The sequence below is a fragment of the Bacillus sp. FSL K6-1560 genome (assembly GCF_038592935.1).
Lineage (GTDB): Bacteria > Bacillota > Bacilli > Bacillales > Bacillaceae > Bacillus > Bacillus subtilis.
This window is the reverse complement of record NZ_CP151946.1, coordinates 1,550,180-1,574,875: the sequence shown is the minus strand read 5'-3', so window position 1 is coordinate 1,574,875 and position 24,696 is coordinate 1,550,180. Positions and strand designations below refer to the sequence as shown.

Sequence of the window (24,696 nt, the reverse complement as noted above, 5' to 3'; positions counted from 1 at the left end):
CCACCTTTAAGGAAGCTCGATTTGTTTATTTTCCTTTGATTCCTTATATAACACAATCGTATTGCCGATTGTCTGCACCAATTGAGAGCGGCTTCCTTTTACAAGAGCTTCCGCTACATCGTTTTTATCCTCTTCGCAATTCTGAAGCACGCTGACTTTAATCAGCTCTCTCGCTTCAAGCGCCTCAGCAATTTGTTTAATCATGTTGTCGTTTACTCCGCCTTTACCTACTTGAAAAATCGGCGTTAAATGATGCGCTTTAGAACGCAAAAAACGTTTTTGTTTACCTGTTAACATTCTGTTCCTCCTAATTTTCCTATTACAATGGATCTCATTTTTTCAATATCAGGCTCTTGTCCAGTCCACAATTGGAAAGACAATGCTGCCTGTTCAACAAACATGCCCACACCGTCGAGTGTTTTCAAGCCTTTTTGGCTTGCTTCCTTTAAAAGGGCCGTCTGTATTGGATTATACACGATATCACATACGACGGCACTGCTCGCGGCACGCTGTAATGAAAGCGGCACATCATCCACGTTCGGATACATGCCCACAGACGTTGTATGGATGATAACATCATACTGCTCAAGACGTTCTTCTGCTTCTTTTATGCTTAATACTTCTTTATTGTGAAACGAGGGAGTAGCTTCTGTAAGCCGCTTTGCTTTTTCTAACGTCCGGTTGCAAATGTCAAATTTTTTCGGGGTATTTCGGACAATTGTTGTAAAAATGGCTCTCGCCGCTCCGCCAGCGCCGATCATTAAGAATGACAGTTCAGAGATGGGCTTGTCTAATACCTTCATTAATGACTTCACGAAGCCTTCCCCATCGGTATTGTATCCGACAAGCTTATCTCCCTCTCTTCTGACCGTGTTTACGGCACCGATCACTTTTGCACTCTCATCAATATGATCCAGATAATCCATAATGGAAACCTTGTGCGGAACAGTCACATTGATTCCTTGTACGCCTAGAGCTCTTATTCCTTTTACCGCATCCTCCAGATCATCCTCTTCTACCTTGAAGGCATGATAATGTCCGTCAAGCCCGAGGTCTTTCAATGATGCGTTATGAATATCAGGTGACATAGAATGGCCAATCGGATTTCCGATAACCCCATACAGCTTTTTCATACTCCTCTCCCCTTTTCTTAAATTAATGAACGCCGAACAAATACATGAACGCCTTTTGGCGCGTATGCAGTTACCTTTTTATCGGCGTCATGGACAGTAACCCAGCCTAACCCAGAGAAAACGATATCTGTCTTTTTGTCTTTTATCGTAAACGTATGGGCGACCAATTCCGGAAACTCATCCATTTCATCTTTACCCGGAGGTGTGAGCAATTCCCCTGCATGCTTTTCATATAGCGCGTCTGCATTTTCAAGTTTTGTTCTATGAATCATCAGCTCATTCGGCATATAGCAAATAAAAGGAGATCTTTCCCCAGACACATAATCAAACCTTGCAAGTCCGCCAAAATACAGTGTTTGCTGATCATTAAGCTGGAATGTGCGAGGCTTCAGCTCCTTTTTAGGAGATAATATTTTCAGATCCTTTTTATTGACATAATGCGCCATTTGATGGTTGTTGATAATTCCCGGTGTATCATAAAGCGATGAACCGTCATCCAGCGGGATTTCAATCGCATCAAGGGTTGTGCCAGGAAATTGGGATGTTGTAATAATATCTTCTTCACCTGACACTTCTTTAATAATCCGGTTAATAAAGGTTGACTTTCCTACATTTGTACATCCGACAACATAGACGTCTTTTCCGTTGCGGTAATGCTCAATCGCGTCAATTACTTCTCTTATTCCCTGGCCGCGTCCCGCACTGACCAAAAATACGTCAACCGGTTTTAAGCCAAGCTCTTTCGCTTCACGCTTCATCCATTGGATCAGACGCTCTCTTTTCAGTGACTTAGGCAAAATATCCGCTTTATTGCCAACTAATAAGATAGGGTTTCCCCCCACCAAGCGCTGCAGCCCATTAATCCAGCTGCCGTTAAAATCAAAAATATCAACAATTTTTACGACAAGAGAGTCCGTTTCTCCAATACCGTGAAGAATGTTCAAAAAATCATCATCAGTTAAGGAGACATCTTGTATTTCATTATAGTTTTTCAGTCTGAAGCAACGCTGGCAAATCACATTTTCTTTCGTAAGCGATGCAGGCGGCGCGTACCCCAAACCTGTTTTGTCCTCGGTTTGGATCGTAACTCCGCACCCGATACAAACAACCTTTTCCATTTCTTACTCCTCCCACTGAATGTGCCCTTTTCGTTTGAGAGCACTCAGTATTCTGCGTTCGACCTGGCGGTTAAAGCGCGTAATGAATCCGTCAGAGGAAGCGACTGGCACGACCAAAATCGTATGGTAGCCGTTTCGGTTTCCCCCGAGTACATCGGTCAGCAGCTGGTCTCCGATGACAACGCAGTCCTCTTTTTTCAGCTCCATATTGCGCACCGCTCTATTAAAGGCTTTACCCATCGGTTTTCTTGCTTTATAGATGAATGGGATTCCAAGCGGTTCTGAGAAAAGTTTCACTCTTCTTTCGTTATTATTAGAGACAATTGTCACTTTAATGCCGTGTTCCTTCATTTCTTCAAACCACTCGATCAATCGCGGCGTCGCATTCGGTCTGTCCCATTCAACAAGCGTATTATCCAGGTCAGTAATAATCCCTTTTACATTTCGTTCCTTTAATTTCTCAGGTGTAATATGAAAAATATTTTTTACAAACTCGTCAGGTAAAAAAAACTTTTTTAACAAAACCCGCACCCTTCCCTTTTTCTATCTTTCAAAATGATTGTCGAAAAAAATCGAACTTGCGCCTAAAGAAAAACTGAGCAAAAAAATTTCGACAAAAATTGGGTTTCTTCACCAGGTGTGGATAAATTTACACACACTATCCACTCTTATTACATCACTCTTTAGACAAATTATAAACACGATACTCACAAGTTATCCACTTTTTGGTGTGGATAACAGAACGATTGTTCTTATATGCATTTCATGGTAGATTAAAGATAACTTCAACCTCAGATGAACGCAACTTATCATTGTATGCGTTAAAATCATGAATGATTCCAACTTTTAAGGAGGTGCCTCTCCCATTAATTGGGTTCCTAGCATGAGAAAACTGTCTGATGAATTACTAATAGAATCTTATTTCAAAGCCACCGAAATGAATTTAAACCGTGACTTTATCGAGTTAATTGAAAACGAAATAAAAAGAAGATCGCTCGGACATATTATTTCCGTATCTTCTTAATAGGAATTTGTCTATTTTTTCCGGGCGTATTTCCTTTTTTTACTCAGATGACTGATATTATATCACTTTGGCTGCGCGCTTTACTACTATTTTCAGCAAAAAACACCCCTAAAAAGAGGTGTTTTAAAGGGCCGGTTATTATGCTAACCAGTATATCCCGCCCACAACCAGGAGAACAACAACTAAAACAACAATAAAAGCGTATCCATATGCTCTGCCTGCGCCATACATGTGAAGCGCCTCCTTAATAAGGTTTTATAACAGCCTATGTAGGAGAAATAAATCGGACTAGGCGGTTGTCCGGCTCAACGCTGCAGGATCTGCCCATCTTGTATTCCTTCATATACGATCCTTGCCCCTTTAGGTGTCATATGATTTCCAGAAGGATCTATTAAACCAGATTGGATAAGCGCTTCATCAGTTGCTTTTCCGCCGTCTGCTTCTATAAAATGCTTCCAGTTATCTACAAGAGGGACATCCAGGCGCTTCGACACATCTCTTGTAATATCGTTATATGAGTTGTGCCATTTCCTTGCTCCGCCTTTTGGTTCAAAAGCAGCTGCTTGGTATCTGGAATAGTAAAACAGATGATGCTTCCCATTACCTTCTATAATTGGGATACACGTCATTAAGATAGGCTTGATCCCGTGTTTTCTGCTTTCTTCAATAAAATAAACCAGATTTTCTCTAAAACGCTGCTTCGACACTCTCGGTTTCCCTTCAGTCAGTATGGCAGCGTCATTGGTGCCGAACATAATAAACAAATACTTCGGTTTTTGATCCAGCACATCTGTCTGAAATCGGAGACGGGCATCCTCTGTCGTCTGTCCGCCGATTCCCGCATTGAGTATATCAAGGTTACCGCGCTCAGCTGTTTTTAATATATTGACCCACTGCTGTGCTTTTGGATAATCGCGATAATCCCAATTTGAGCCACGCGTATTACTGTCACCAAATGCTACAACGTCTTCGTATCCCCTTCCCTCGCATCCTGCTGTAACGAACAGCAGAAGGAAAAGGATGATAAAATGTTTCATCTTTACACCCCCAAAAGCCTCACTTTAATGTTATACCTCTGTTTCTCTTCGTTCAATGAAGAGTTTTTCGCTATCACTGTTTTTTCCTATAGTTAACGTGTCCCCCTCAGTGAATATCATTCTGCTTTCATTGCGGCGCAGCTGATGATTTTTTAAAATTCCCTTCTTTCCAATCTGAAAAACACACAAACCAAAGAAAAGAAAATAACCTGAATCCGCACTGGAAACAGGTTATCCGTTAAATCCTGCATTTACTTTAACTTCGATTTAAGCTTGGCCTTTGTTTTTGGCCCATAAATCCCGTCTGCAGTTAATCCGTTCATGAGTTGAAAACGCTTGACGGCATTCGCTGTTTTCGGTCCGTAAACTCCATCTATGCCATTGTTTTTGGCTCCCTTATCAGGGTAAAAGTGAAGTGCAGCTAAAGCCTTTTGCAGCTGGAGAATGTTTGTGCCCTTTCGATAAGGCGAAGTGAGCTTTATAACCCCAGACGGCAGAGGATATGATGGTGAAGATTCTTTTGGAGGTGTATCCGAGGAAGAAATTCCGTTTAGAAAAGAGTTCCAGTGGTCCAAGAGTTTCCGCGGACATTCTTTCCCGGACCATTTTTTGTGGGGAACAACACGATTTAACGGAATATTGTTTTCCTTCATCAGCTTTCTGATCAGCCACTGGGCATTTGATGTTGCTTTTTCAAAATCGCCGTCAGCATTTTCACAGATTTCAATCCCGATCGATTTGCGGTTTCCTGTCCCGTTTGTACCGTCTCCCGCATGCCAGCCGTTTTCATCTATCGGGAGATGCTGATAAATGACTGAATCGTCAACTGTAAAATGCCAGCTTTCGGATGTGTTCGGGTTTTTCACAAACTTGGCGTGCATTTTCGCATCAGCGCCTTTTGCTGTATTCGCTGTATTATGCACCGTAATATAAGCAGGCGTCATCGCATAGCCAGGACGATTATCATTTGATACCGGTATAAAATCCTTTTTTATGGTTACCATTTCTATCCCTCCCTATTATTAAGAATGCAGAAAACAGAGAGATGGACAGCCTTTTTTATGAAGTAAAAAAGAATTGTGTTCTAAACCTGGTTTTCAGTTGAACCGCTGAAATGGCACCAGTTATACTAATTTAGATGACGGAGGTTTTGGCTCCTGACATCACCTAAGTTGGGAGTGACCATAGACATGTTAAAAAAAGTAATAGGTATACTTGTGATTATCGCTATCATTGCAGTCGGTTTTTTTCAGAAAGAAGCTTGGCTTGATGCAATCAAAGCAGGAGGGATGTTTTCCGTTTTATTTAGTATGCTGCTGATTGCTGCCGATGTTTTTTTCCCAATAGTGCCGTTTGCTTTGGTTGCTGCTTTAAATGGCGCAGTGTTCGGGACTGCAAATGGAATTTGGATTACACTGACCGGCTCAATGCTTGGTACTATATTGCTGTTTTTTCTCGCCAGGTACAGTTTTAGAGATTGGGCCAGAAAAAAAGTTCAGGCCTATCCTGCCATACAGAGCTACGAGGCTTCCTTCAACAAAAACGCTTTTACCGCTGTTTTATTAGGAAGGCTGATACCTGTCATACCTTCACTTGTAATGAACGTGATCTGCGGGCTGAGTCAGGTTCGCTGGCATGTTTTTTTCTTTGCGTCTTTAATAGGGAAAATCCCCAATATTGTTGTTGTCACTATTGCAGGTGCCAATTTCACCAGCAATAAATTATTGTCTATCAGCATTTACGGTACATATATTCTGATCATCATGGTGGTCATTTATAAAAAGTTCCCTCATCTTCTGAAGGTGCCAAAAAAATAAGGAGGCTTGTTTGGCCCCCTTACTTTTTTTCTGTCGCATGGCCTCCAAATTCATTTCGAAGCGCAGCGACCACCTTTCCTGTAAACGTATCGTCTGTCAAAGAACGGTATCTCATCATCAGTGACATGGCGATGACCGGAGTTGCCGTCTGCAGATCAAGCGCGGTTTCCACCGTCCATTTTCCTTCACCTGAGGAATGCATAATGCCCTTGATCTGATCCAGTTTCGCATCCTTAGAGAAAGCTCGCTCAGTCAGTCCCATAAGCCAAGAACGAATGACAGAACCATGATTCCACACTCTGGCAACCTTCTCATAGTCAAAATCAAATTGGCTGTTTTCAAGCACTTCAAATCCTTCACCAATCGCGGCCATCATTCCATACTCAATTCCATTATGGATCATTTTTAAAAAATGTCCGCTTCCCGCTTCACCAGCGTATAGATAACCATTTTCGACGGCGGTATCACGAAAAAGCGGTTCCACAATCTCCCATGCTTCATGGTCGCCCCCCACCATAAAACAGGCTCCATGCCGTGCGCCTTCCATTCCGCCTGACGTTCCGGCATCGAGATAATGGATACCCGCTTCTTTCATTTGATTGTAGCGGCGAATTGATTCTTTATAATGAGAGTTTCCAGCTTCGATAATCATATCGCCTTTACTTAATAAAGGTGATACATCACGCAAAACAGCATCGACAATGCTATGCGGTACCATAACCCATAGGATACGCGGCGGGTCTAATAAAGAAATTAACTCTTTAAGATTCGTTGTCCCCTCAGCCCCGTATGCTTTCAGTTCATCAACAGCCGCTTGATTTACATCATATCCTACCGCTTGATGATTGCGGTCAATGAATTGCTTTCCTATGTTTATGCCCATTTTCCCTAAGCCGATTAATCCGATTTTCATATCTGTTCCTCCTGATTGTCTAAAAAGCCTTTACTCTTTATGTTCCCTTTGGATTGTATTGTGATACGCAGAAAACAAATGGGGCTTACATCGTCTGCGCATGTAAATTTTATTTTTCATAACCGACGGCGCCTGCCAGTTCTATTACTGAATCTCTTTATATCCATAATTATCGCTTTATCCTTGATTTACCATCAGTTTAAGTTAAAATATGGGAAGGAATTCGATTTTTTCAGTAAAAAGAAGGTGACATGTTGCAGAATCAATCTCATACTCTTATTGGAGTTACGAAAACCGCTGTATTCTTTTTATACGCTGCACTTGCAATCATCGGTTTTGCAATCGGGTATTTTATCCCGCAGATTGCGAAATGGGCATTATCCCTCCCCTGGATCCCTCTTGAAGGACCGCTTCGGCTCATTACCTCTTTTCAGGGATCTACAGCTGCATTTATCACTGCTCTTCTCGGTATGTGTGCGGGGATTTGGTTCGCTCATTCTGTTATTGCAATGCTGCTGTCTGTCAAAATTACAGATCACACAGTGGAATTCATCAAAGGAAAAAAAGTGCAAACAATTCATTCCGATGACATCGCTCTTGTATTTATGGATCACAAACGGCTTGTCCTCCTGGGAACAGCCGGATATGAATTGGTACGGGAAGAAATTGATGAAAAACCAGTAAACGTTGAGAAGGCCTTTAGACAGCATCATTACGAATGGGCAACAGATGGTGATCCGTTTAAAGATCAATTTCGCCGATGGATTCCTGATGCACCAGACCTATCGCAAGGCGCCCATGCCTTATTAAAAGCTCGTCATAAAGCGCTGCAGGACGAAGAAAAAGACGATATTGAAGAATTCCGTCTCGAACTGGCACAGCTGGGCATCGTTGTACGGGACGAAGGCACACGCCAATATTGGCGAAAAGCAGAAACCTATCCCCCGAAAATTCAGCACGGCGAAGGATTGTAACAACAGAGGCTCAAGAAAGAGCCTCTTCTTTACTACTGCACAATAAACAGCACTCTGGTACCGTCAGGATAGCTGCTCATTTGATTCCCTACCCACGAGCCGGCGCCGCGATTATCAGAAGGCGTCACATATCGGACATCAGCCCCTGCGCCGCCTTCCTCGCAGACCGCCATCGGCCACTCATCCCGGTCATAGCCCGGCTTGGTCGGGATTCCCTTTAAAGATTCCTCCCGCCTTTTGTCTGCTCCATCTCTGTCAATGGTACAAATATCTGGATGTCCCTCTGCAATTGCATCTCTAATATGACTGCCGGTTTCCGGATAACGAGACAGCGGAAAATATAACACTTTGTCATACGAAGATGCGCCTTGGATCTGTTGCGGAACCATTAAACAAAGAAGAACTGCTGCAGCAAGAAACAGGCCTGCCATCCATTTTTTCATTCCCATCCCCCCATACCTTTGTTCATTTCAATGTATGGGCGCTTGATAAAGATTATTTTTAACATTTGAAGTTAGTATGCTGCTTACAAAAGCCGGACACCCCCGCGAGAAATTTCCCGGTACAGACACAGACAGCCTCCAGGTCACATACATTTACATATAGGCTTTTGCCTACATACTTTTGTGGAGGTGACGATGGTGACAGGTGTTTTCGCAGCGCTCGGCTTTGTTGTTAAAGAGCTTGTCTTTTTAGTATCTTACGTGAAAAACAATGCCTTTCCACAACCGCTCTCAAGCAGCGAAGAAAAAAAATACTTAGAGCTCATGGCTAAAGGGGATGAACATGCCAGAAACATGCTGATTGAGCATAATCTTCGCTTGGTCGCCCATATTGTGAAAAAGTTCGAAAATACAGGTGAGGATGCAGAGGACTTAATCTCCATCGGAACGATCGGGCTGATAAAAGGAATTGAAAGCTATTCCGCTGGTAAAGGGACAAAGCTGGCGACGTATGCTGCGAGGTGTATTGAAAATGAGATTGTAATTACAAAAGGGGGGTGCATACACCCCTCTTTAATACGTTTCAATATATACGGTGTCAGAATCCACAACGGTAACTTCTTTCACGATAAAGTTTACAATTGTTTTTTTATCTTCAAGAGTTAAGTTATCCGCACCGATTGATTGAAAATAGTCGATAGCTCTTTTTAGAGCATTTTCACTTGAGCTTGTATCATTCAGGACTTTCATTTTTGATTGAATTTCGTTACACTTTTCAGTAAGCTGGTTTTGCTTTTTTTGCAGCTCAATAATTTGTGCTTTGATTTCTTCAATATCTAAATCATCGTCATCGCTTAGGCTGATTAGCGTTAAAAGACGCTTGCGGCCTTTTTTTGTTTTCTCTATCTCTTTTTGAATAAGTTCTATTTCATCAGACAGGTGATTTGATTGTTCAATCTCTTTAAAAGAAGCATACTTTTGAGGATTTGTGATGAATTTAAAAATCTCACTCCATACATGCCGGTTTAATTTATTCTCAGACATTTCTTTTCCGCAGCCGCGGTCCTTTGCGCCAGAATAATTTTTCCGGCAAGTGTACACATAGTAGTCTTTACCGTGTGATTTTCTTTTCTTACCTGTCATGGTATTTCCGCATTTCCCGCATCTAACCAAACCCGATAACAAGTAATTGTGAGGGCTAATACTCAAGTGTTTTCTTTTACTTTGACCTAAGAGTTCTTGAGCATAATCCCATTGTTCAGCTGGAACAATTGCTGGAATTGCCACAGTGATTTGCTCTTCTTCAGGCCTTATTTTAATTATTGATTTATTCCCTGCCTGTTTTGAAACATAGGAACCCTCTGTATCATATTTATACTGTCTATGCTCACCCTTATAAGAAGAGTTCATTAATATCTGTCGAACAACCTGCCTGTGCCATACTTTGGCACCTTTTTTTGTTTTAACCCCCATCTGAGTTAAATGCAGAGCAATCCCATTCACTCTGCCGAAAAAAGGGCTTTTATGCTCGGTGAAATAGTTGAAAATCATCCGAATGATTTTTGCTTCCTCTTCAAATATCTCAAGAGTTCTTTTCTCTTTAATAAATTTATAGCCATATAGTTTGGAGTCTTTAATGATCATGCCTTTTTTCATTTTTTGAAGTCGACCGCTTGATGTCCGTTCTTTGATTTTGGCTTTTTCAAATTCCGAGATTGCTCCGCGCATTGCAAAAAACAATTGACCTTCTGGAGAATTGGCGTACTCACCATTTACAAAAATCAAGGGTATGTTTCGCTTTCGCAGTTCATCATCAATGATAAGCTGATTCATTAATTTCCGAGAAAGACGGTCAGGATCATAACAAATGACTTGACTTATAAGTCCCTTGCTTGCATCCTCCCTCAAGCGATTCAAAGCCGGACGTTCTAAAAGCTCTCCTGAAAATCCTTCATCGGCATACTTCAGCACATCCTTAGTCCCTGCTTTCTTTATACAGGCCTCGATCTGGCTGTCGATGCTCGATCCCTTGATCGCTTGCTCCTCGGTCGATACCCTTACATATATTGCTATCACCCTGGATCTCCTTCCTATAAAGTTTTATTAAATAATGATAGCAATCGTTAATGCATTTGTCAGCTTGCGGTCCCTCGATGATTATTACCTTCATAAAATGCATCACCCCTTGGGTAATGCTATGTGACAAGTGTTTGTCCTAATGAGGTGATTTTCAATGAGTATGAAAACAAATAAAAAAACCGATGGTTTAAATCATCGGTTTATTCTCTGACGTATACCACGCCCACTAGTCCCTCAACATAGTAAATCCATATCATTGGTTATTCTGAATAATTGGTATAGTTATCAAATAGTTACTGCAGCTAATTAATGTTTCTCTATCTGGACTTTCCCAGAAATTTATTTCTCTAAAGGAATATTTACACAAAAGTCATTCAAAATTTGAACACTTTTCATATTCTTTATTTTGAGTCCTTACATTAAGTTAAAGAAGTTACTTTTTAATCGAATATCGTATTTCCTCTGACTTTATTTGTTTAGCTATAATGTTAATAACGTTCCTCAGAAATTCCTTTTTTGTTAATGACGCAGTCCCTCCACCTTGAGCTAACGTTTTATTCCCCCCCCCTTTTCCATTAATAAGAGAAAGGCTTTCTTGCATAAGGGTTCTCATGTCCATTTTATTTGTTGATCCTCGCCCACAAACCAGTTGGTAGCGATTATCGTTCTCTGATAAGAGAAAAATAAGGGATCGTTTTTCTTGCTCGGCAATCATTTTTGCTAGCTTTTGAAGTTCTTGGATAGATCGATCTGAAAAGGTTTCTATAATAACTACAGTATCATTTTGAATTGTGCTGTTGGCTAATAAATCATTGGCTTCATACTGAATTATTTTTTCATTAGATTCTAGAAGCTCTTTCTCTAGCTTCTTTACATTTTCAAGTGAACGTTTTACAGCTTCACTTAATTCCCCTTCAGGACGATTAAGCAATCCAGTCAATTCAACCAATACCTTTTGTTTTTGATCGAATTGGGCTATTACCCGATTACCACATACAAAATACAAACGAATTTTTTTTCTTTGTCTTTCCCAATTCAATACTTTAATTGCTCCGACTTCCCCTGTAGCACTAGGATGTGTTCCACCGCATCCGTTATAATCAAATTCATCGATAATGACAAGACGAATATTTTCTTTTACAGATGGGGTTTTACGAATTGGATAATTTACTAAGTCATCATATTCTATCCACTTTGTAACTATTGGTCTATTTTCCATTATCATGTCGTTTGCAAGCTTCTCTGCTTTTCCTACTATTTCCTCTGTTAATTCTGATATGTCAAGGTCAATGGTAACTATATCTTTTCCAAGATGAAATCCAACTGTATGAATATCATACAACTGCGCAAATGCCGCTGACAAAATATGCTGACCCGTGTGCTGTTGCATGTGATCAAAGCGTCGTTCCCAGTCAATAACCCCAACGACCTTATCATCTGAATGTGGTAAAGCCCTTTCTATATAATGACGAATTTCTCCATCTACCTCTTCAACGTTTAAAACTTTGACTCCATTCAATGTCCCTATATCATGTGGCTGGCCACCGCCGGTTGGATAAAAGGCTGTTTTCTCTAAGGTAATGTAAACTTCACCTTTTTTGTCCTGTTGTTGTTTCAAGATTTTCGTTTCAAACGTTTTTAGATAGGGATCTTTGTAAAATAGTTTGTGATTACGTATGCTCATGCCTATCCCCTTATATATGAAGTTTTCCAAATACGTTATGGATATTTTTAAAAAGGCTCTTCATGCTATAATTATTGAAGTCTGCCTCTAGCCTCAATGTCTACTTCGTCTACAACTTCTCCATTAGAGACTAGATAGGCTTTTTCATGTAAATTAACAACCGGACAAATGTGATTAGGAATAATTTGAACCTTATCTCCTATATTCACTTGGTTTCTAAAGTCTGCATTGTAAATAATAGCATGTTCGTCGAATACTCCATGAATGTAAACGCCCTCGTATTCTTTGATACGACCAAGCCCTTTGGTTGCTGTAAGCCCTTCACTTCGTGTTTGGGCGGTAATTCCCTTTGCCCCTACATCTGTAATGACTCGTTCTTTTGTTGGTTTACTAATCACGGTTGTGAGTACAGAAGCTGCACAGCGATCATACGTACCAATTACATTTGCCTGTGAGGCATCCATAAAAATGTAAGTACCAGGTCTAATTTCTGTAACTCCTTCTGGAATATCAAACTTAAACATGAAGGGAGGGGTAGAGCCAATACTTATTACTTTCGGCTTAAGGTTCATTTCTCCCGCTATTCGAGCAAAATGTAATGTTCGTTCTACACTCTCTCTATAAAGCTCTTTACAATGTTCTATACTTTTCGCTTTATAAGAATGCCCGTCATGTGAGAAGATTCCTTTAAGCTCGACATTTTTACACGTTTTGATTAATTCTAATAAAGTACGAAAATCATGTTCTTCAATAATCCCAGAGCGTTGTTCTCCTACTTCAATTTCCACTAACACCTGGGCTTTCTTTGTGGCTCCTTCAAATACTTCTTCAATCTCATGCACTTGATACACACTGTCAATACCAAAGGAGATATCAATTGTTTCAGATAGTTTTTTAATACGTTCAATCTTTGATTTCCCAACAATCTCATTTGCAATAAAAATATCCTTCAAACCATTTATGGCCATTATTTCAGCTTCTCCTACTTTCGCCACAGCGATTCCTATAGCTCCCATTTCCTCTTGTAGTTTAGCTAATTTAGGCATTTTATGTGTTTTTGTATGAGGTCGTAAGTTTACTTTCTGTTCATTAGCGTAATTTTGCATATACTTCATATTGCCTTGCATCACGTCTTTATCGATTAAAAGAGCTGGTGTATCTAATTCTATATAATTCATTGTACCTCCTCCTTTATCGCTGCAATGGCTTCAACTTCAACCAGACATCCGGCATATAAATGATTTGATGGAACAACTACTCTTGCCGGTTTATGATTGCCGAAGAAATGAGCATAAACCTCATTGATATCCGGCCAATACTTTACATCTGGGGTATAAAGTCTGCATAATATCACATCTTCCTTGGCTAATCCCCGTTCCTTGAGGACAAACTCCATATTTGCCAATGCCTGTTTTGCTTCTTCTTTTATGCCCCCAGCTGGAATTTTTCCCGTTTCCGGATTCATCGACAACTGCCCTGAAATATAGAGAACATCATTGTGTTCCATAGCTGGCACGTAATGGCCCCCATCCCGTGTTGAATACTTAGTGTGTACAGGCTTCAATATAATCTCCCCCTATTATTCTTAATATTTAAAGCTAGCCTCATCAATCTTCTGTCCAGCAGCCAGCAAAACAGCGAGTTTGATCCTTGCTTTCTTACTGTCATAGCTGCCGCCAAGTATGATTCCGGCATCTGCATATGTTGAAGCACTTCCTTTGAATCCATATACTCCCTTAACTTCACCTTCGTCAGCACTTGTTGTCAGAACGACAGGAATCCCTTTCTCTACGGCTTTCTTTGCACTTTCTAATATTGCTGGAGCCGTATGCCCTCTTCCCGGCGCCTCAATAATGATTCCTGCACTTCCGCACTTAACTGCATAATCTATAAACTTTCCGTCTGATCCAAGTGAACACTTAATAAGTTCTACATTTGGCAATGGTTGAATTAGTTGATACGTCTCACGCTTGATTAATCTTTGATGAATTGCGATCTCATCTTGATCAGCCGTTCCCAAATAACCGAATCCCGGTGAGAAAAAACCATCAACATTTGACGCATGCTGTTTTTTCACATATCGAGCAGCAAAGACCCTCTCATTAAACAACACTGTTACACCTAAGCCTCGCGCATCAGGATGTGCCGCTAATAAGAAAGCTTGTCTTAGGTTCACAAATGCATCTGTACCTTCAAGTGTCGGTCCTCTTTGTGACCCCGTTAACACGACCGGCCTTTCATCAGAAATAACCAGATCAAGGAAATACGAAGTCTCTTCAAGGGTATCTGTTCCATGCGATATCACAATTCCGGCAACATCCTCATTCCGGAAGAAACTCTCTATATTTTGCTTCAGAATGTCAAGGTGATGAAAAGTCATATGACTGCTTGACATTTGAAAGACTGACTTGATTTCAATCTCTATATGAGAAGGCAGTCGACACATTTCAGAAAGCTCTTCACCTGTCATAGCACCTGCTTCTAATAGACCTGTTTCAGGATCAGGCTTACTTGCAATTGTACCGCCGGTACTCAGTAAAATGATTTTCTTGTTTTCCATGATAACTCCCCCATTTTCATATTAAATGTTTCTCTCTTCGTTCCTAATTAGATTTAATCCCAGCCCCGCATAATGGAATCACGATTTTTTCATCAGAAGAATGATCGTATTTTAAATATCCTGCATAGTTAGCTGCTGTTGTTGGCTCAACATAAAAGCCTTTACTTGCTAATGCTGTACGAACTTTTAGAATCTCTTCCTCATTGGTTGTAATGATTTGACCTTTTGTGGCACTGATGGCTTCTAATATTTGAGCTGATCTTGCCGGTTTGGCAATCGAGATGCCCTCTGCAAGTGTTCCCCTGTTTTCGACGGGTTGAGCAACTTGTTGATTGTTGATAAATGCCTTTGCTAACGGCGCACAATTCTCTGCCTGTATCGCAACCAGTCTTGGCATTTTGTCTATACATTTGTTCTCTAGTAATTCTTTAAATCCATAGTAAACCCCAAGTAATAACGTACCATTGCCAACTGGAATAATAAGCGTATCCGGCGCTCCATTCATTTGTTCCCAAATCTCAAAGGCATACGTTTTTGTTCCTTCATAGAAATATGGATTAAAAACGTGACTTGCATAGAATTTTTTCTCTATATTCACAGCCTTTTGCGCTGCTTCGGCCACATCTTCTCTTGTGCCTTCAATTTCGCGAACGTTGGCCCCATGCGCTTTCACCTGCGCGATTTTCTTAGGTGATGTACCCTTCCCAAGAAATATGTCACATGCGATGTTAGCCCGCTTGGCGTAAGCTGCAATAGATGTCCCTGCATTTCCACTGCTGTCAGCTATCACATGCTTCACTCCCAGCTCCTTTGCCTTAGCTATTAATACAGCAGCACCGCGATCTTTAAAAGACAAAGTAGGCATCATATAGTCCACTTTCACAAGAGTGTTCGGCTCCCCGCTGTCTAACACGATTAAAGGTGTGTATCCCTCCCCCATAGTGATGCCGCTCCATATGGTGGAGTCGCGATCAAATGGCATAGCATCAATATATCTCCACATAGAAGGAATATCTTTGAGCACTTTTGAATCGGACCATTCTACTTTTTCTTTTACAAGGTCTAACACTCCGCCACACTGGCATTTCCACACCTGTTCAGACACATTGTATTTCGTACGGCAAGAATGACATTGATACTGTTCCATTATTTTTAGACCCTCCTATTATATATTTTTTTATATTTTATATATTTTTTTATATGTTTTAGACAAAAAAATATATTACAGACTGGCGATTGCTTCAATTTCAACCTGAAAACCGTAATGCAGCTCGTTCGTCGAAACAACTGACCGTGCTGGGCGATAATCGTGAAAAAAACCCTGACAGACATTGTCAACACGGTCTAACAAATTGATATCGTGAAGATATAAGGTTATCTTTAAAATTTTTCCTTTATGACTGCCGGCTTTTTTTAAGATATACTCTATATTTGACAATACCTGCAAAGTCTCTTCTTCAATGGTGCCAAATTTCTTTTCCTGCGTGATTGGATCAATGGCAAATTGCCCTGATACATAGACCGTGTTTTGATGAATCACAGCTAAGGCATAATGACCGTTCGATTTTAAATTCCCTGCCTCAAAAATACTCTCCACTCTACTCACTCCTATTGTCTTTTTTTCACTTCATCCAAATAACTATAGACAGTTACCTTTGAAATACCTAATTGTTCTGCCACTTTATCAACCGCACCTTTCATGAGGAATATCCCCTTTTCATCCATAAATCTAATCAGCTCGATTTTTTCCGGGCGTTTCATCAGAGAATGTTTGCGGTTCGCTACAATTTGTTCAATTAACTGATTCGTGATCTCTTCTACATTCTGAATAGAAGCTTCCTGTTCCACCGTATTTGGAGCTTGTATTTGATTGTTCTTTTCAGTGCCAGGTATAAATGCATCTAGTACTTCTTTCATTTGAATCATGACATTCATATCATAGTTGATGCAAAATGCCCCAATCACCTGCTGGTGGCCATCTCTAATGAGGGTAGTCGATGATTTTATTGTTCTCCGATCATCTGTTTGGATTTCATATCCTGCTAAGTAATCACCTTTAAATTCGTTGGATAAAAGAACCTTTCTCACTAAGTGATCAAAGGATTGGCCAACCTCTCTTCCCGTCACATGATTGTTCATTGTAAAAATGACGGAAGACTGCGGTGTTGTCAAATCATGAATAACGACTTCACAATTTGGCCCAAACATTTCCCCTATCGTTTTTGCAAATGGTATATAACTTTTTAATATCTGTTTTGCTTCAGTCAAACCCTAAACACCTAACTTTCACTTTTCCTTTAATCGATTTTATTATATATTTTTTTATATGAAAATGAAAGAAAAATATATTTTTTTATATAATTAGATTAACCCTTCTTCTTTCCCCAGTAAATAATCTCGGTTATTAAAATTGTTGTGCCAATGTCATTGGTGTCCTGGCATGAACTCCAAAAGAGGTTTAATAACTCCAACAACAAAAAAGATACCAATATGCTTTGGTATCTTCATCTAAATCGAGTCCCTCAATAAAGTGGATCAGTTACAAAAGCCTGTATATTTATTTGAATCATTTTTTACTCAATACGGGGATAATATGGGCACTGTTTTTAATCCGTCCAATTAAAAAAATGAAGGTTCTTCCCCTTCCCATTAGTCCCAAACTTGATCTCCTGCAATTTTAAAACCAGCTTTTGAAGGTCTATCTTATCTACGAAGTGAGTTTTTTAATGAACTAATCTCCAAAACCACCTAATTCCCCATCGCACAGATTCTTCATGAGAACCAAAAAGTTATTGCGGTCTCACCGAAAATTTAAATTGCGGTGCCTTATTGCCTTTTTCTGCGAACGAAAACTTGTTAATATTTACATTACTAGTAGAGTTAAGGGAAGGGTGAATATCTTGATATCAATCACATCAGCTGAAGTGGGAATGAAGATTAATGAATGGCATAGGCATATTCAAAAATTCAACGTTACTGATGCTGAAATGTTAAAAGCTGAAATAGAACGTGATATAGAGGTTATGGAAGAAGATCAAGATTTGCTTATTTATTATCAATTGATGGCCTTTCGCCATAAAATTATGTTAGAATACACGCTGCCAACTGATGAAAACCGAATGGAACTTTCAGAATATTTAAAGAAAATAGAAGGGCATAAGAAAAAACTAGATAATATGCGCGCTTATTATTATAACTTCTTCCGCGGGATGTATGAGTTTAGAAACGGTGAATACACAAAGGCCATTACATATTACAAAAAAGCTGAACGCAAAATTCCAACGATCTCTGACAAGATTGAAAAAGCTGAGTTTTATTTTAAGTTATCCGAAGTCTATTATCATATGAAAATGACTCATATCTCAATGCACTACGCTGAACTTTCATACAATATCTATAAGAAACACGAGCTTTATTCTGTTCGGCGTATTCAATGTCATTTTGTGATTGCCGGCAACTACGATGACCTTGAGAATCATGAAAAAGCTCTCCCCCACCTTCAAGAAGCTTTAAAAGGTGCCGAGCTGCTTAAAAGTAAAAATACTCACATCTATGCCACTGCGTTTTTCAATCTCGGCAATTGCTATCACAAAATGGACAACTTAAATAAGGCTGCTCGTTACATCGAACAAGCCTTGGTTCAATACAGAAAAATTAACTCTGACGTACTTCCGCAAGCTTATCATGACCTAGCATTAATTTATTTTAAACAAGGCAAAAAAGAACAAGCAATGGATTGCTTCCGCAAAGGAATAAGAAGTGCTGTAGATTTTAAAGACGAACTTTTTATGAACTTATTTGAAGCATTAGACGTTCTTTATATAAGAAATGGCGATACACCTAAACTCCTCAACATTTTCTCTCGTTTAGAGAATGGCAAAGGATACCCTTATCTGGAAGAGCTGGCATTGTTAGGAGGCAACCTTTTCGATTATAATGGAAAAATAGAGGATAGTATCATCTGTTTCAAGAAGATGGTATATGCTCAAAAGCAAATATCGAAAGGGGAATGCATGTATGAAATCTAAATTGTTTATCAGTTTATCCGCCGTTTTAATTGGACTTGCCTTTTTCGGATCTATGTCTAATGGCGAAATGAAGGAAGCATCCCGGAATGTAACTCTAGCACCTACTCATGAATTCCTTGTTTGATTCGATAAACAACATTAGTTCTGATTCCCTTTAGCCGTTTCATAACGGCTTTTTCTTATTTCTGATACTGAAAAAATCCATCATACATAAAGCTTTTGAGGTGAACATTTTGGACTTATTTGATGAATGCTTAGAAGCTCTAGGGAAAAACAAAGAAATCTTATCAGAGGAATTAACGGCAAAATATTATGAACTGCTTTCAAACAGTTTTCCCTTTACATCTTGGGGACGAATTAAGTGGGAAGAAGTTTGTTGTCACCTATCTATAGATTACGAGGAAGAGATTTACGATTGGCTAGCTAAAAAACATTTTAAAGATAGAAACATTATCATCCTTTGGGGTTATGGAGAACAGCCAGCATTAAAAACCAGTATTGAGCATGCATTAAATGTAATTGATGATGTAACTGCCGTTGGATCAGATACTTTTATGTTTAGTGAATCTGGCTACGTTATCGAATTTTTTCATGATGGCGATGTTACAATTGGAAAGTCCCCTTTCATTGAAAGGATTAACAAATAGGTAAAATGACACAGATCGAATGATTCATTTCCACCCTTTGATCCACATAACAGTTAGTTTCATCATTCTTCCATGGTAATATTTTGTTATGACGATTAAATGAAAGGATATGATCATGAAAGTATTTGAAGCCAAAACCTTGCTCTCCGAGGCTGAAAAGCGAGCAAAGGAATACAAAGATTTAAAAAGTAAAATGGTCAAATTAAAGAAAGCGTTCAAAGCTGTTGCAGATTTAGATGATAGCGAGTTTTCAGGCAAAGGTGCTAATAACATCAAATCATTTTATGAAGATCAAGCTGGCATTGCTGACCAATGGATTGATTTAATTGAGATGAAAATTTCTTTCTTAACGAGTATTCCTGGTTTCTTAGAAGATGCCAACTTATCAGATGCCTACATAGAAGAAACCTTTTTAGCGCATGAGCTTGCTAACGCCTACACCAAATCAAAATCCATTATGTCTGAACAGAAAAAAGCCATGAAAGATATATTAAATGATATCAACGATATACTGCCTTTGGATCTGTTCTCGACAGAAACTTTTAAAAATGAACTTTCGTCTGCCGAAAAGAAACGAAAAGAAGCCATTGAGAAAATGGATGAAGTTGACCAAAACTTAACATCAGAATACGGACTATCAGAAGCAAATGAACAAATGATTCAAGCTGATTATCAAGCTTTAATGAATGCGACAGCAAAAGGCAAAAGCGCCTCTCCTATTCACTATAATGCGAAGGCTTATAGAGACAGTGAGATTCACAAGATGACTGAGGATGTAAAGAAACAATCAACAGACTACATCTCTTTTAAGGACCAACAGGCGGAACAAAGAAGAATTGCAAAAGAACAAGAAGAACTGGCGAACAGACCATGGTATGAAAAGTCTTGGGATGCTGTTTGTAATTTTACAGGAGAGGTCTCTGGATATTATGATTATAAAAGAGCCGCTGATGGGGTTGATCCTGTTACCGGCGAAAAGCTAACTGCTGGACAACGGGTCGCTGCCGGTGCAATGGCTGCGGCAGGATACATCCCTATCGTAGGATGGGCAGGTAAATTAGCTAAAGGTGGAAAAGCTGTTTATTCAACAAGTAAAGCATTGTATAGAGCAGACAAAGCTCTCGATGTATATAAAACACCTAAGACATTCCATGCCCTTCAAAACTCCAGCAAAGGACTTTATGGACTTGCTTCTGCAAATGGTTTTAGTGAAGCTATAACAGGACGCGATATGTTCGGGAATAAAGTCTCCAAAGAGAGGCAAGAACAGAGCCTTAGTGGTGCAATGGCAATGTTGGTTCCTTTCGGAGCTCGCGGAATTAACAAAAAGCTTAATGCAAAATCAAGTTCTCGAGTTAGCGAAGCATCGACTAACACCAGCAAAAAACCTAAAGTTCCTAAAACGTACAAAAGACCAACTTATTTCCGTAAAGGCGTTAGAGATAAGGTTTGGGAAAATGCTAAGGATTCAACCGGATCTGTTAAAGACCCGTTAACAAAACAAGTAATGAAAAAAGATGAACCATGGGATATGGGTCATAAACCAGGTTATGAATTTAGAAAACATCAACAAAGTGCGATGGAAAGAAATATTAGTCGAAAGCAATTTTTAGATGAACATAATAATCCAGACCACTATCAACCCGAATTACCTTCCTCCAATAGGAGTCATAAAGGGGAAGATATGACGGATGATTACTTTGGAGATTAAGGAGAGATTGTCTAATGGGCGTTACACAAGAAAATAAAGTAATTGCTAGAACAGTTTTAGGAGCTTTTGGGGGTAAACCGAAGGTTACGAAATATTGGGATGATAATAAGAGTAGCGACATTGATATTTTATCGGTCAAAGACCAGCCTCAGGAAGGTATCACGTCATATTCAACTCTAGGTTTGTCGGATCATTCTATTAATTATGAGGTGAATGGCACTCCGTTGCGGATAGAAATCGTAGCTGCAATGGAGTCAGCTTCAGACATATATGCTAATGTTTTATCAACTTGTGCCTTTAATATAATCAACTCAAATTTCTCTTGTGCACCAGGTGTTATTTTTAAAAATGTGATTAGTATGTATGATCAGGAAACCGACATGAAACATGTTATGTTCGTTCCCCCATTTCTGTGGGAGGAAGATTTAGAGCTACTTGAATTTAGCAACAAAAATGTTACTTGGCTAATGGCTTTACCTATATCAGAAGGCGAATTGCAAGTAGCTGAGAAACACGGTCCAGATTATTTACAAGATCTTTTGGAATCAAAGCAGATTGATATTTTTGATATAAAGAGAGAATCTGTTGTTTAAATGAAAAAGAGTACTTTACAAGCCCCTCTCAATGAGAAGGGCTATTCTATTTAATTTGAAATCAGCTACAAATAATGAAAAAAATGAGAATGACTGAGGTAAGGAGAATTCTATGATTAATGAAGAAAAATTCATGAACCCTCAAGCCATTAGTAATATATTTGGTAGTATGCCCAATTTTACTGATGCGGAATTAATGAATGTTGAATTAAATAGAGATGGCCCCTGCTTATTTGTGCGTCTTATGACGAAAGAAGTTGTTGAGAATAAACCTAAACGCTGGGGAAAGTGGGATGTTGTTTATATAGAAATGTATTTTACAGGCGTTCAGGATTTACTGATAAAAAATCTAGGAACAAATAATATTGTTGATCAATTTGAAATTAGTGCACTTAATGGTAATGGCTCATTAAAAATAAAGTGCAATAATCAAATGCAAATCGAATGTCTTTTTGATTGGGCTAGAATTGAAAATATTACTCCAGGTTTATTGGGGATCTCTTAACTGGACAATATGACAGAGTGGATAATTGCTGAAGAGCCTATTGGGGAGACAACTGTTAAAAAAATCGAAAAGGCATTAGATATTAAGTTCCCTAGCGACTACGTTACAACTATATTAAACAACAATAGGGCGCGCCCAAATAAAAAGATATTTGACTTTAAAAATACAAAAGGTGCTATTTTTAATCGATTACATGGTCTAACTGAGAATAGTTCAAGTTTTATTTTAGAGGTCTTAGAAGATTATCAGGATGGAAGAATGCTTCCTGGGATAGTTCCTTTTGCTTGTGATCCTTTCGGTAACGAAATCTGCTTCGATTATCGTCTGAATAAAGAGAATCCGTCCGTAGTTTTCTGGGATCACGAGATTGCATATGAAGATCTTGATAAAGCTTTGAGTCATATATGCGATTCATTTACAGAGTTGGTTAATAAACTATACGAGGAATAAACGGATAAGACCTTTCCCCTTCTTTTTGAGGAGAAAGGCTCTTTTTATTTAATACAAGGGATAACTTTGCTCGGTATATAACAAGTAGGAGGTTAAACAATGCAAAGTATTAAATGGAGAAAACGAAGCACCTTTCAAGAGGCGACAAACAGTCAGATCAAAGAGGTAGAAGAGAAATTAAAAATCAAGTTCCCGACAGATTACAAAGAATTCATTAAAGACCATAATGGATGTTCCCCTATAGATAAAAAGGTTGTTTTATTCCAAGATTCTCGAGAATCAATCAACAATTTACTGAACATAGGAGATCCTACTCGGCCAATTGATCTCCTTAGTACAATTGATAATGTTAAAGACCGGTTAGTTGATAAGATCATACCTTTTGCTACAGATGCAGGGGGAAACCTCTTTTGTTTTGATTACAGAATGTCTGCTCAAGAATCCGTAATTGTTTTTTGGGATCATGAGATCGCTTATGAAGATAAGGAAAGTTCCATTAGCTATGTTTGTGATTCATTTACAGAGTTGATTAATAAACTATACGAGGGATAAACGGATAAAGCCTTTCCCCTTCTTTTTGAGAAGAGAGTATTAAAAGGTGGAAAGCCCTTCTCGTTATGAGAGGCTTTAATTCGGTGGAAAAATGAAATGGATAATAAAAATAAAGAATTAATTAATTATTTCTTTAAGGTTATTGGTGATGAACGATTTATACGAATTTTAGAGAATTTCTCCAACGGAGAAGGTTATGGTATAGAGAATGTCTGGTGTGTATTTGCTGATGACTATGAAGAGTGGGAAGAAGATTATTTTGGAGATGAGGGTATAGCTTTTTATTTCGATTACCCAGCAGTCGAGGAAGATGAAGAAGTCATATTAGATTATGAAAATTTCTATAAATATTTAAATGAAATTGTTAGGGAATATGTAGAACGACACCCAGAAAATAAACCCGAGGTAGAGAAATACATGAGATCAATTAAGGATAGGTATGAAATTAAGGTATAAACATAACTGCTATCCGTTATATAAAAAATAATCTTGAAGAGAAAAATAAAACATGAAATATCCATACAAATTTGAAGAAGATCCATTTGGTGATTTAGGAATAGTATTGCCAGAAGAAATCAGTATTTTCTCTGATTTCATTGAAAACATCGCTACAGAAGAACAAGCCAACGAGTATATAGATTACATTGAGAAGGTTTCAGAAGGGATATATGAAGATTTTGAGATTGAGTTAAATGCTACAAGTGTTCTCATTAAGAAAGATGTGACAATTGTTGAAAACTCTTTTAGGATAGAAGAAGCCTATGAAAACTCAATTGAAACCGATCAATTTAGAGAATTGCTATTAATATGGCGAGATAAGATTCCAGATATATTTAAAGGTTGAATAAAATTAAAACCCTTCTTACATAAAGAAGGGTTTTACATATCGAGGCGGTTGGTACATTCTTGACGAAAACAATAGCAAGCGAGGAATCATTGTTCCTGCTGTTTACCCTGATGTAGTAACTTTAAAAGGGAGCCATCGCTCCCTTTTGTTCACTGAATTACAGAACTTTCTAATGTGTATGATCCGCCAGTTTTTGCAGTGCTATATCCAGCAACCCTTATGCTATAAGTATAGCTTTTACTGACTGCAATAGTATGTTTCGATAATTCTGAGGAATCATAAGAATTCACAAAAGTTGTCCCACCACCATTTACATCCGTTTTATAAATACTAACTTTTAACGGAGTTGTTGTACTATCTTTGGACAAATAAAACTTTACTTTTGTGGCTGATCCCGGATGGAATTGCCACTCATGCCCTTCTTTAGCAGCAGCGGCATCAGCAAAAGATCCACTTACCTTGTCATTAAGAGGCAGCATACCTTTAAATTCATAGGCTGAAGCACTTCCCATAGCAGTAAACATTAAAATCAGAACAAAAAACATTGATACTAACGACTTTTTCATTTCACATTTCCCCCT

The 24,696-nt window shown here is 38.9% G+C and carries 29 protein-coding genes and 3 pseudogenes; 14 read left to right on the top strand and 18 right to left on the bottom strand.

Annotation, left to right across the window (positions count from 1 at the left end; genetic code table 11):
• Nucleotides 1–6 precede the first annotated feature (6 nt).
• The 4 genes from yhbY to NYE22_RS08500 are packed head-to-tail and all read right to left on the bottom strand — an operon-like array spanning nt 7 to nt 2,773.
• Nucleotides 7–297 carry a ribosome assembly RNA-binding protein YhbY gene (gene yhbY / locus NYE22_RS08515; RefSeq protein ID WP_003226133.1) on the bottom strand — a complete coding sequence of 97 codons (291 nt, stop codon included), beginning with the start codon at nt 295–297 and terminating at the stop codon, nt 7–9.
• Nucleotides 291–1,133, bottom strand: a complete 843-nt coding sequence (gene aroE, locus NYE22_RS08510; protein WP_014480317.1) for a shikimate dehydrogenase — start codon at nt 1,131–1,133, stop codon at nt 291–293. The genes yhbY and aroE overlap by 7 nt, the downstream gene beginning before the upstream one ends.
• 17 nt (nt 1,134–1,150) lie before the next feature.
• Nucleotides 1,151–2,251 carry a ribosome biogenesis GTPase YqeH gene (gene yqeH, locus NYE22_RS08505; protein ID WP_003229966.1) on the bottom strand — a complete coding sequence of 367 codons (1,101 nt, stop codon included), beginning with the start codon at nt 2,249–2,251 and terminating at the stop codon, nt 1,151–1,153.
• 3 nt (nt 2,252–2,254) lie between these two features.
• On the bottom strand, nt 2,255–2,773 hold the full coding sequence (locus NYE22_RS08500; protein ID WP_003226126.1) for a YqeG family HAD IIIA-type phosphatase: 519 nt from the start codon (nt 2,771–2,773) through the stop codon (nt 2,255–2,257).
• Nucleotides 2,774–3,134: 361 nt separating this feature from the next.
• Here NYE22_RS08500 and NYE22_RS08495 point away from each other — a divergent pair, with 361 nt between their 5' ends.
• Nucleotides 3,135–3,275 carry a sporulation histidine kinase inhibitor Sda gene (locus NYE22_RS08495; protein ID WP_003226124.1) on the top strand — a complete coding sequence of 47 codons (141 nt, stop codon included), beginning with the start codon at nt 3,135–3,137 and terminating at the stop codon, nt 3,273–3,275.
• Between the two features lie 305 nt (nt 3,276–3,580).
• Here NYE22_RS08495 and NYE22_RS08490 read toward each other — a convergent pair whose 3' ends face one another.
• Together NYE22_RS08490 and cwlH are read right to left on the bottom strand one after the other, a co-directional pair.
• A complete protein-coding gene (locus NYE22_RS08490) occupies nt 3,581–4,312 on the bottom strand; it encodes an SGNH/GDSL hydrolase family protein (RefSeq protein ID WP_003229964.1) in 732 nt (243 codons plus the stop codon).
• Nucleotides 4,313–4,563: 251 nt separating this feature from the next.
• Nucleotides 4,564–5,316 carry an N-acetylmuramoyl-L-alanine amidase CwlH gene (gene cwlH / locus NYE22_RS08485; RefSeq protein WP_021480067.1) on the bottom strand — a complete coding sequence of 251 codons (753 nt, stop codon included), beginning with the start codon at nt 5,314–5,316 and terminating at the stop codon, nt 4,564–4,566.
• 186 nt (nt 5,317–5,502) lie between these two features.
• Here cwlH and NYE22_RS08480 point away from each other — a divergent pair, with 186 nt between their 5' ends.
• The gene (locus tag NYE22_RS08480; protein ID WP_038829700.1) at nt 5,503–6,129 is read left to right on the top strand and encodes a TVP38/TMEM64 family protein; all 627 of its coding nucleotides are present in this window, start codon (nt 5,503–5,505) and stop codon (nt 6,127–6,129) included.
• A gap of 19 nt (nt 6,130–6,148) precedes the next feature.
• Here NYE22_RS08480 and gnd read toward each other — a convergent pair whose 3' ends face one another.
• A complete protein-coding gene (gnd, locus tag NYE22_RS08475; protein WP_046160611.1) occupies nt 6,149–7,042 on the bottom strand; it encodes a phosphogluconate dehydrogenase (NAD(+)-dependent, decarboxylating) in 894 nt (297 codons plus the stop codon).
• A gap of 251 nt (nt 7,043–7,293) precedes the next feature.
• Between gnd and NYE22_RS08470 the strand changes: the two genes are divergently transcribed.
• Nucleotides 7,294–8,016, top strand: a complete 723-nt coding sequence (locus NYE22_RS08470; RefSeq protein WP_032726205.1) for a hypothetical protein — start codon at nt 7,294–7,296, stop codon at nt 8,014–8,016.
• Nucleotides 8,017–8,048: 32 nt separating this feature from the next.
• Here NYE22_RS08470 and nucB read toward each other — a convergent pair whose 3' ends face one another.
• The gene (nucB, locus tag NYE22_RS08465; RefSeq protein WP_009967785.1) at nt 8,049–8,459 is read right to left on the bottom strand and encodes a sporulation-specific Dnase NucB; all 411 of its coding nucleotides are present in this window, start codon (nt 8,457–8,459) and stop codon (nt 8,049–8,051) included.
• Between the two features lie 195 nt (nt 8,460–8,654).
• Here nucB and NYE22_RS08460 point away from each other — a divergent pair.
• Nucleotides 8,655–9,002 (top strand): annotated as a pseudogene (locus NYE22_RS08460) (sigma-70 family RNA polymerase sigma factor); the annotation flags it as partial.
• 30 nt (nt 9,003–9,032) lie between these two features.
• On the opposite strand, the gene spoIVCA reads toward NYE22_RS08460, so the two are convergent.
• The 9 genes and pseudogenes from spoIVCA to NYE22_RS08415 form a co-directional block, all read right to left on the bottom strand.
• Nucleotides 9,033–10,493 (bottom strand): site-specific DNA recombinase SpoIVCA, encoded by a 1,461-nt coding sequence (spoIVCA, locus tag NYE22_RS08455; protein WP_342412771.1) that lies wholly within the window; start codon nt 10,491–10,493, stop codon nt 9,033–9,035.
• Nucleotides 10,451–10,629: pseudogene (locus NYE22_RS08450) on the bottom strand (hypothetical protein). The gene spoIVCA and the pseudogene NYE22_RS08450 overlap by 43 nt, the downstream one beginning before the upstream one ends.
• A 342-nt stretch (nt 10,630–10,971) precedes the next feature.
• Nucleotides 10,972–12,222 carry a DHHA1 domain-containing protein gene (locus tag NYE22_RS08445; protein WP_172850663.1) on the bottom strand — a complete coding sequence of 417 codons (1,251 nt, stop codon included), beginning with the start codon at nt 12,220–12,222 and terminating at the stop codon, nt 10,972–10,974.
• 71 nt (nt 12,223–12,293) lie between these two features.
• Complete coding sequence (locus tag NYE22_RS08440; RefSeq protein ID WP_172850661.1) at nt 12,294–13,400, bottom strand: D-TA family PLP-dependent enzyme; 1,107 nt, start codon at nt 13,398–13,400, stop codon at nt 12,294–12,296.
• Nucleotides 13,397–13,786 carry a RidA family protein gene (locus NYE22_RS08435; RefSeq protein ID WP_041521011.1) on the bottom strand — a complete coding sequence of 130 codons (390 nt, stop codon included), beginning with the start codon at nt 13,784–13,786 and terminating at the stop codon, nt 13,397–13,399. Before NYE22_RS08435 ends, NYE22_RS08440 begins: the two co-directional genes overlap by 4 nt.
• A 21-nt stretch (nt 13,787–13,807) precedes the next feature.
• Complete coding sequence (locus tag NYE22_RS08430) at nt 13,808–14,782, bottom strand: asparaginase (protein ID WP_014114490.1); 975 nt, start codon at nt 14,780–14,782, stop codon at nt 13,808–13,810.
• A 43-nt stretch (nt 14,783–14,825) separates the two neighbouring features.
• A complete protein-coding gene (locus tag NYE22_RS08425) occupies nt 14,826–15,929 on the bottom strand; it encodes a threonine synthase (RefSeq protein ID WP_342412447.1) in 1,104 nt (367 codons plus the stop codon).
• A 75-nt stretch (nt 15,930–16,004) separates the two neighbouring features.
• Nucleotides 16,005–16,379: a RidA family protein gene (locus NYE22_RS08420; RefSeq protein WP_072182062.1), complete on the bottom strand. Its 375-nt coding sequence runs from the start codon at nt 16,377–16,379 to the stop codon at nt 16,005–16,007.
• 11 nt (nt 16,380–16,390) lie between these two features.
• A complete protein-coding gene (locus tag NYE22_RS08415) occupies nt 16,391–17,050 on the bottom strand; it encodes a PAS domain-containing protein (protein WP_172850659.1) in 660 nt (219 codons plus the stop codon).
• A gap of 632 nt (nt 17,051–17,682) precedes the next feature.
• Between NYE22_RS08415 and rapE the strand changes: the two genes are divergently transcribed.
• From rapE to NYE22_RS08365, 10 genes and pseudogenes are all read left to right on the top strand, one after another.
• On the top strand, nt 17,683–18,810 hold the full coding sequence (gene rapE / locus NYE22_RS08410; RefSeq protein WP_019715061.1) for a response regulator aspartate phosphatase RapE: 1,128 nt from the start codon (nt 17,683–17,685) through the stop codon (nt 18,808–18,810).
• A complete protein-coding gene (gene phrE / locus NYE22_RS08405; protein WP_014114495.1) occupies nt 18,800–18,934 on the top strand; it encodes a phosphatase RapE inhibitor PhrE in 135 nt (44 codons plus the stop codon). Before rapE ends, phrE begins: the two co-directional genes overlap by 11 nt.
• A 109-nt stretch (nt 18,935–19,043) precedes the next feature.
• A pseudogene (locus tag NYE22_RS08400) lies at nt 19,044–19,203 on the top strand (hypothetical protein).
• A gap of 369 nt (nt 19,204–19,572) precedes the next feature.
• Nucleotides 19,573–21,168 (top strand): LXG family T7SS effector endonuclease toxin YqcG, encoded by a 1,596-nt coding sequence (gene yqcG / locus NYE22_RS08395; protein WP_342412446.1) that lies wholly within the window; start codon nt 19,573–19,575, stop codon nt 21,166–21,168.
• Between the two features lie 14 nt (nt 21,169–21,182).
• Nucleotides 21,183–21,761 carry a type VII secretion system immunity protein YqcF gene (gene yqcF, locus NYE22_RS08390; protein WP_342412445.1) on the top strand — a complete coding sequence of 193 codons (579 nt, stop codon included), beginning with the start codon at nt 21,183–21,185 and terminating at the stop codon, nt 21,759–21,761.
• A gap of 112 nt (nt 21,762–21,873) precedes the next feature.
• Nucleotides 21,874–22,266 (top strand): immunity 50 family protein, encoded by a 393-nt coding sequence (locus tag NYE22_RS08385; RefSeq protein WP_342412444.1) that lies wholly within the window; start codon nt 21,874–21,876, stop codon nt 22,264–22,266.
• Nucleotides 22,267–22,275: 9 nt separating this feature from the next.
• Nucleotides 22,276–22,716: an SMI1/KNR4 family protein gene (locus NYE22_RS08380; protein ID WP_342412443.1), complete on the top strand. Its 441-nt coding sequence runs from the start codon at nt 22,276–22,278 to the stop codon at nt 22,714–22,716.
• A 99-nt stretch (nt 22,717–22,815) separates the two neighbouring features.
• On the top strand, nt 22,816–23,268 hold the full coding sequence (locus NYE22_RS08375; protein ID WP_342412442.1) for an SMI1/KNR4 family protein: 453 nt from the start codon (nt 22,816–22,818) through the stop codon (nt 23,266–23,268).
• A 96-nt stretch (nt 23,269–23,364) separates the two neighbouring features.
• A complete protein-coding gene (gene cdiI, locus NYE22_RS08370; RefSeq protein ID WP_032726219.1) occupies nt 23,365–23,724 on the top strand; it encodes a ribonuclease toxin immunity protein CdiI in 360 nt (119 codons plus the stop codon).
• A gap of 52 nt (nt 23,725–23,776) precedes the next feature.
• On the top strand, nt 23,777–24,112 hold the full coding sequence (locus NYE22_RS08365; protein WP_049141186.1) for a hypothetical protein: 336 nt from the start codon (nt 23,777–23,779) through the stop codon (nt 24,110–24,112).
• 152 nt (nt 24,113–24,264) lie between these two features.
• Here NYE22_RS08365 and NYE22_RS08360 read toward each other — a convergent pair whose 3' ends face one another.
• The gene (locus NYE22_RS08360; protein ID WP_015483456.1) at nt 24,265–24,681 is read right to left on the bottom strand and encodes a hypothetical protein; all 417 of its coding nucleotides are present in this window, start codon (nt 24,679–24,681) and stop codon (nt 24,265–24,267) included.
• Nucleotides 24,682–24,696: the final 15 nt, after the last annotated feature.

Bases quoted from the DNA above. Each gene is read 5' to 3' on its own strand.
- yhbY (WP_003226133.1), bottom strand. From the start codon at position 297: ATGTTAACAGGTAAACAAAAACGTTTTTTGCGTTCTAAAGCGCATCAT.
- aroE (WP_014480317.1), bottom strand. From the start codon at position 1,133: ATGAAAAAGCTGTATGGGGTTATCGGAAATCCGATTGGCCATTCTATG.
- yqeH (WP_003229966.1), bottom strand. From the start codon at position 2,251: ATGGAAAAGGTTGTTTGTATCGGGTGCGGAGTTACGATCCAAACCGAG.
- NYE22_RS08495 (WP_003226124.1), top strand. From the start codon at position 3,135: ATGAGAAAACTGTCTGATGAATTACTAATAGAATCTTATTTCAAAGCC.
- NYE22_RS08490 (WP_003229964.1), bottom strand. From the start codon at position 4,312: ATGAAACATTTTATCATCCTTTTCCTTCTGCTGTTCGTTACAGCAGGA.
- cwlH (WP_021480067.1), bottom strand. From the start codon at position 5,316: ATGGTAACCATAAAAAAGGATTTTATACCGGTATCAAATGATAATCGT.
- NYE22_RS08480 (WP_038829700.1), top strand. From the start codon at position 5,503: ATGTTAAAAAAAGTAATAGGTATACTTGTGATTATCGCTATCATTGCA.
- gnd (WP_046160611.1), bottom strand. From the start codon at position 7,042: ATGAAAATCGGATTAATCGGCTTAGGGAAAATGGGCATAAACATAGGA.
- NYE22_RS08470 (WP_032726205.1), top strand. From the start codon at position 7,294: ATGTTGCAGAATCAATCTCATACTCTTATTGGAGTTACGAAAACCGCT.
- nucB (WP_009967785.1), bottom strand. From the start codon at position 8,459: ATGAAAAAATGGATGGCAGGCCTGTTTCTTGCTGCAGCAGTTCTTCTT.
- NYE22_RS08445 (WP_172850663.1), bottom strand. From the start codon at position 12,222: ATGAGCATACGTAATCACAAACTATTTTACAAAGATCCCTATCTAAAA.
- NYE22_RS08440 (WP_172850661.1), bottom strand. From the start codon at position 13,400: ATGAATTATATAGAATTAGATACACCAGCTCTTTTAATCGATAAAGAC.
- NYE22_RS08430 (WP_014114490.1), bottom strand. From the start codon at position 14,782: ATGGAAAACAAGAAAATCATTTTACTGAGTACCGGCGGTACAATTGCA.
- NYE22_RS08425 (WP_342412447.1), bottom strand. From the start codon at position 15,929: ATGGAACAGTATCAATGTCATTCTTGCCGTACGAAATACAATGTGTCT.
- phrE (WP_014114495.1), top strand. From the start codon at position 18,800: ATGAAATCTAAATTGTTTATCAGTTTATCCGCCGTTTTAATTGGACTT.
- yqcG (WP_342412446.1), top strand. From the start codon at position 19,573: ATGAAAGTATTTGAAGCCAAAACCTTGCTCTCCGAGGCTGAAAAGCGA.
- yqcF (WP_342412445.1), top strand. From the start codon at position 21,183: ATGGGCGTTACACAAGAAAATAAAGTAATTGCTAGAACAGTTTTAGGA.
- NYE22_RS08385 (WP_342412444.1), top strand. From the start codon at position 21,874: ATGATTAATGAAGAAAAATTCATGAACCCTCAAGCCATTAGTAATATA.
- NYE22_RS08380 (WP_342412443.1), top strand. From the start codon at position 22,276: ATGACAGAGTGGATAATTGCTGAAGAGCCTATTGGGGAGACAACTGTT.
- NYE22_RS08375 (WP_342412442.1), top strand. From the start codon at position 22,816: ATGCAAAGTATTAAATGGAGAAAACGAAGCACCTTTCAAGAGGCGACA.
- cdiI (WP_032726219.1), top strand. From the start codon at position 23,365: ATGGATAATAAAAATAAAGAATTAATTAATTATTTCTTTAAGGTTATT.
- NYE22_RS08365 (WP_049141186.1), top strand. From the start codon at position 23,777: ATGAAATATCCATACAAATTTGAAGAAGATCCATTTGGTGATTTAGGA.
- NYE22_RS08360 (WP_015483456.1), bottom strand. From the start codon at position 24,681: ATGAAAAAGTCGTTAGTATCAATGTTTTTTGTTCTGATTTTAATGTTT.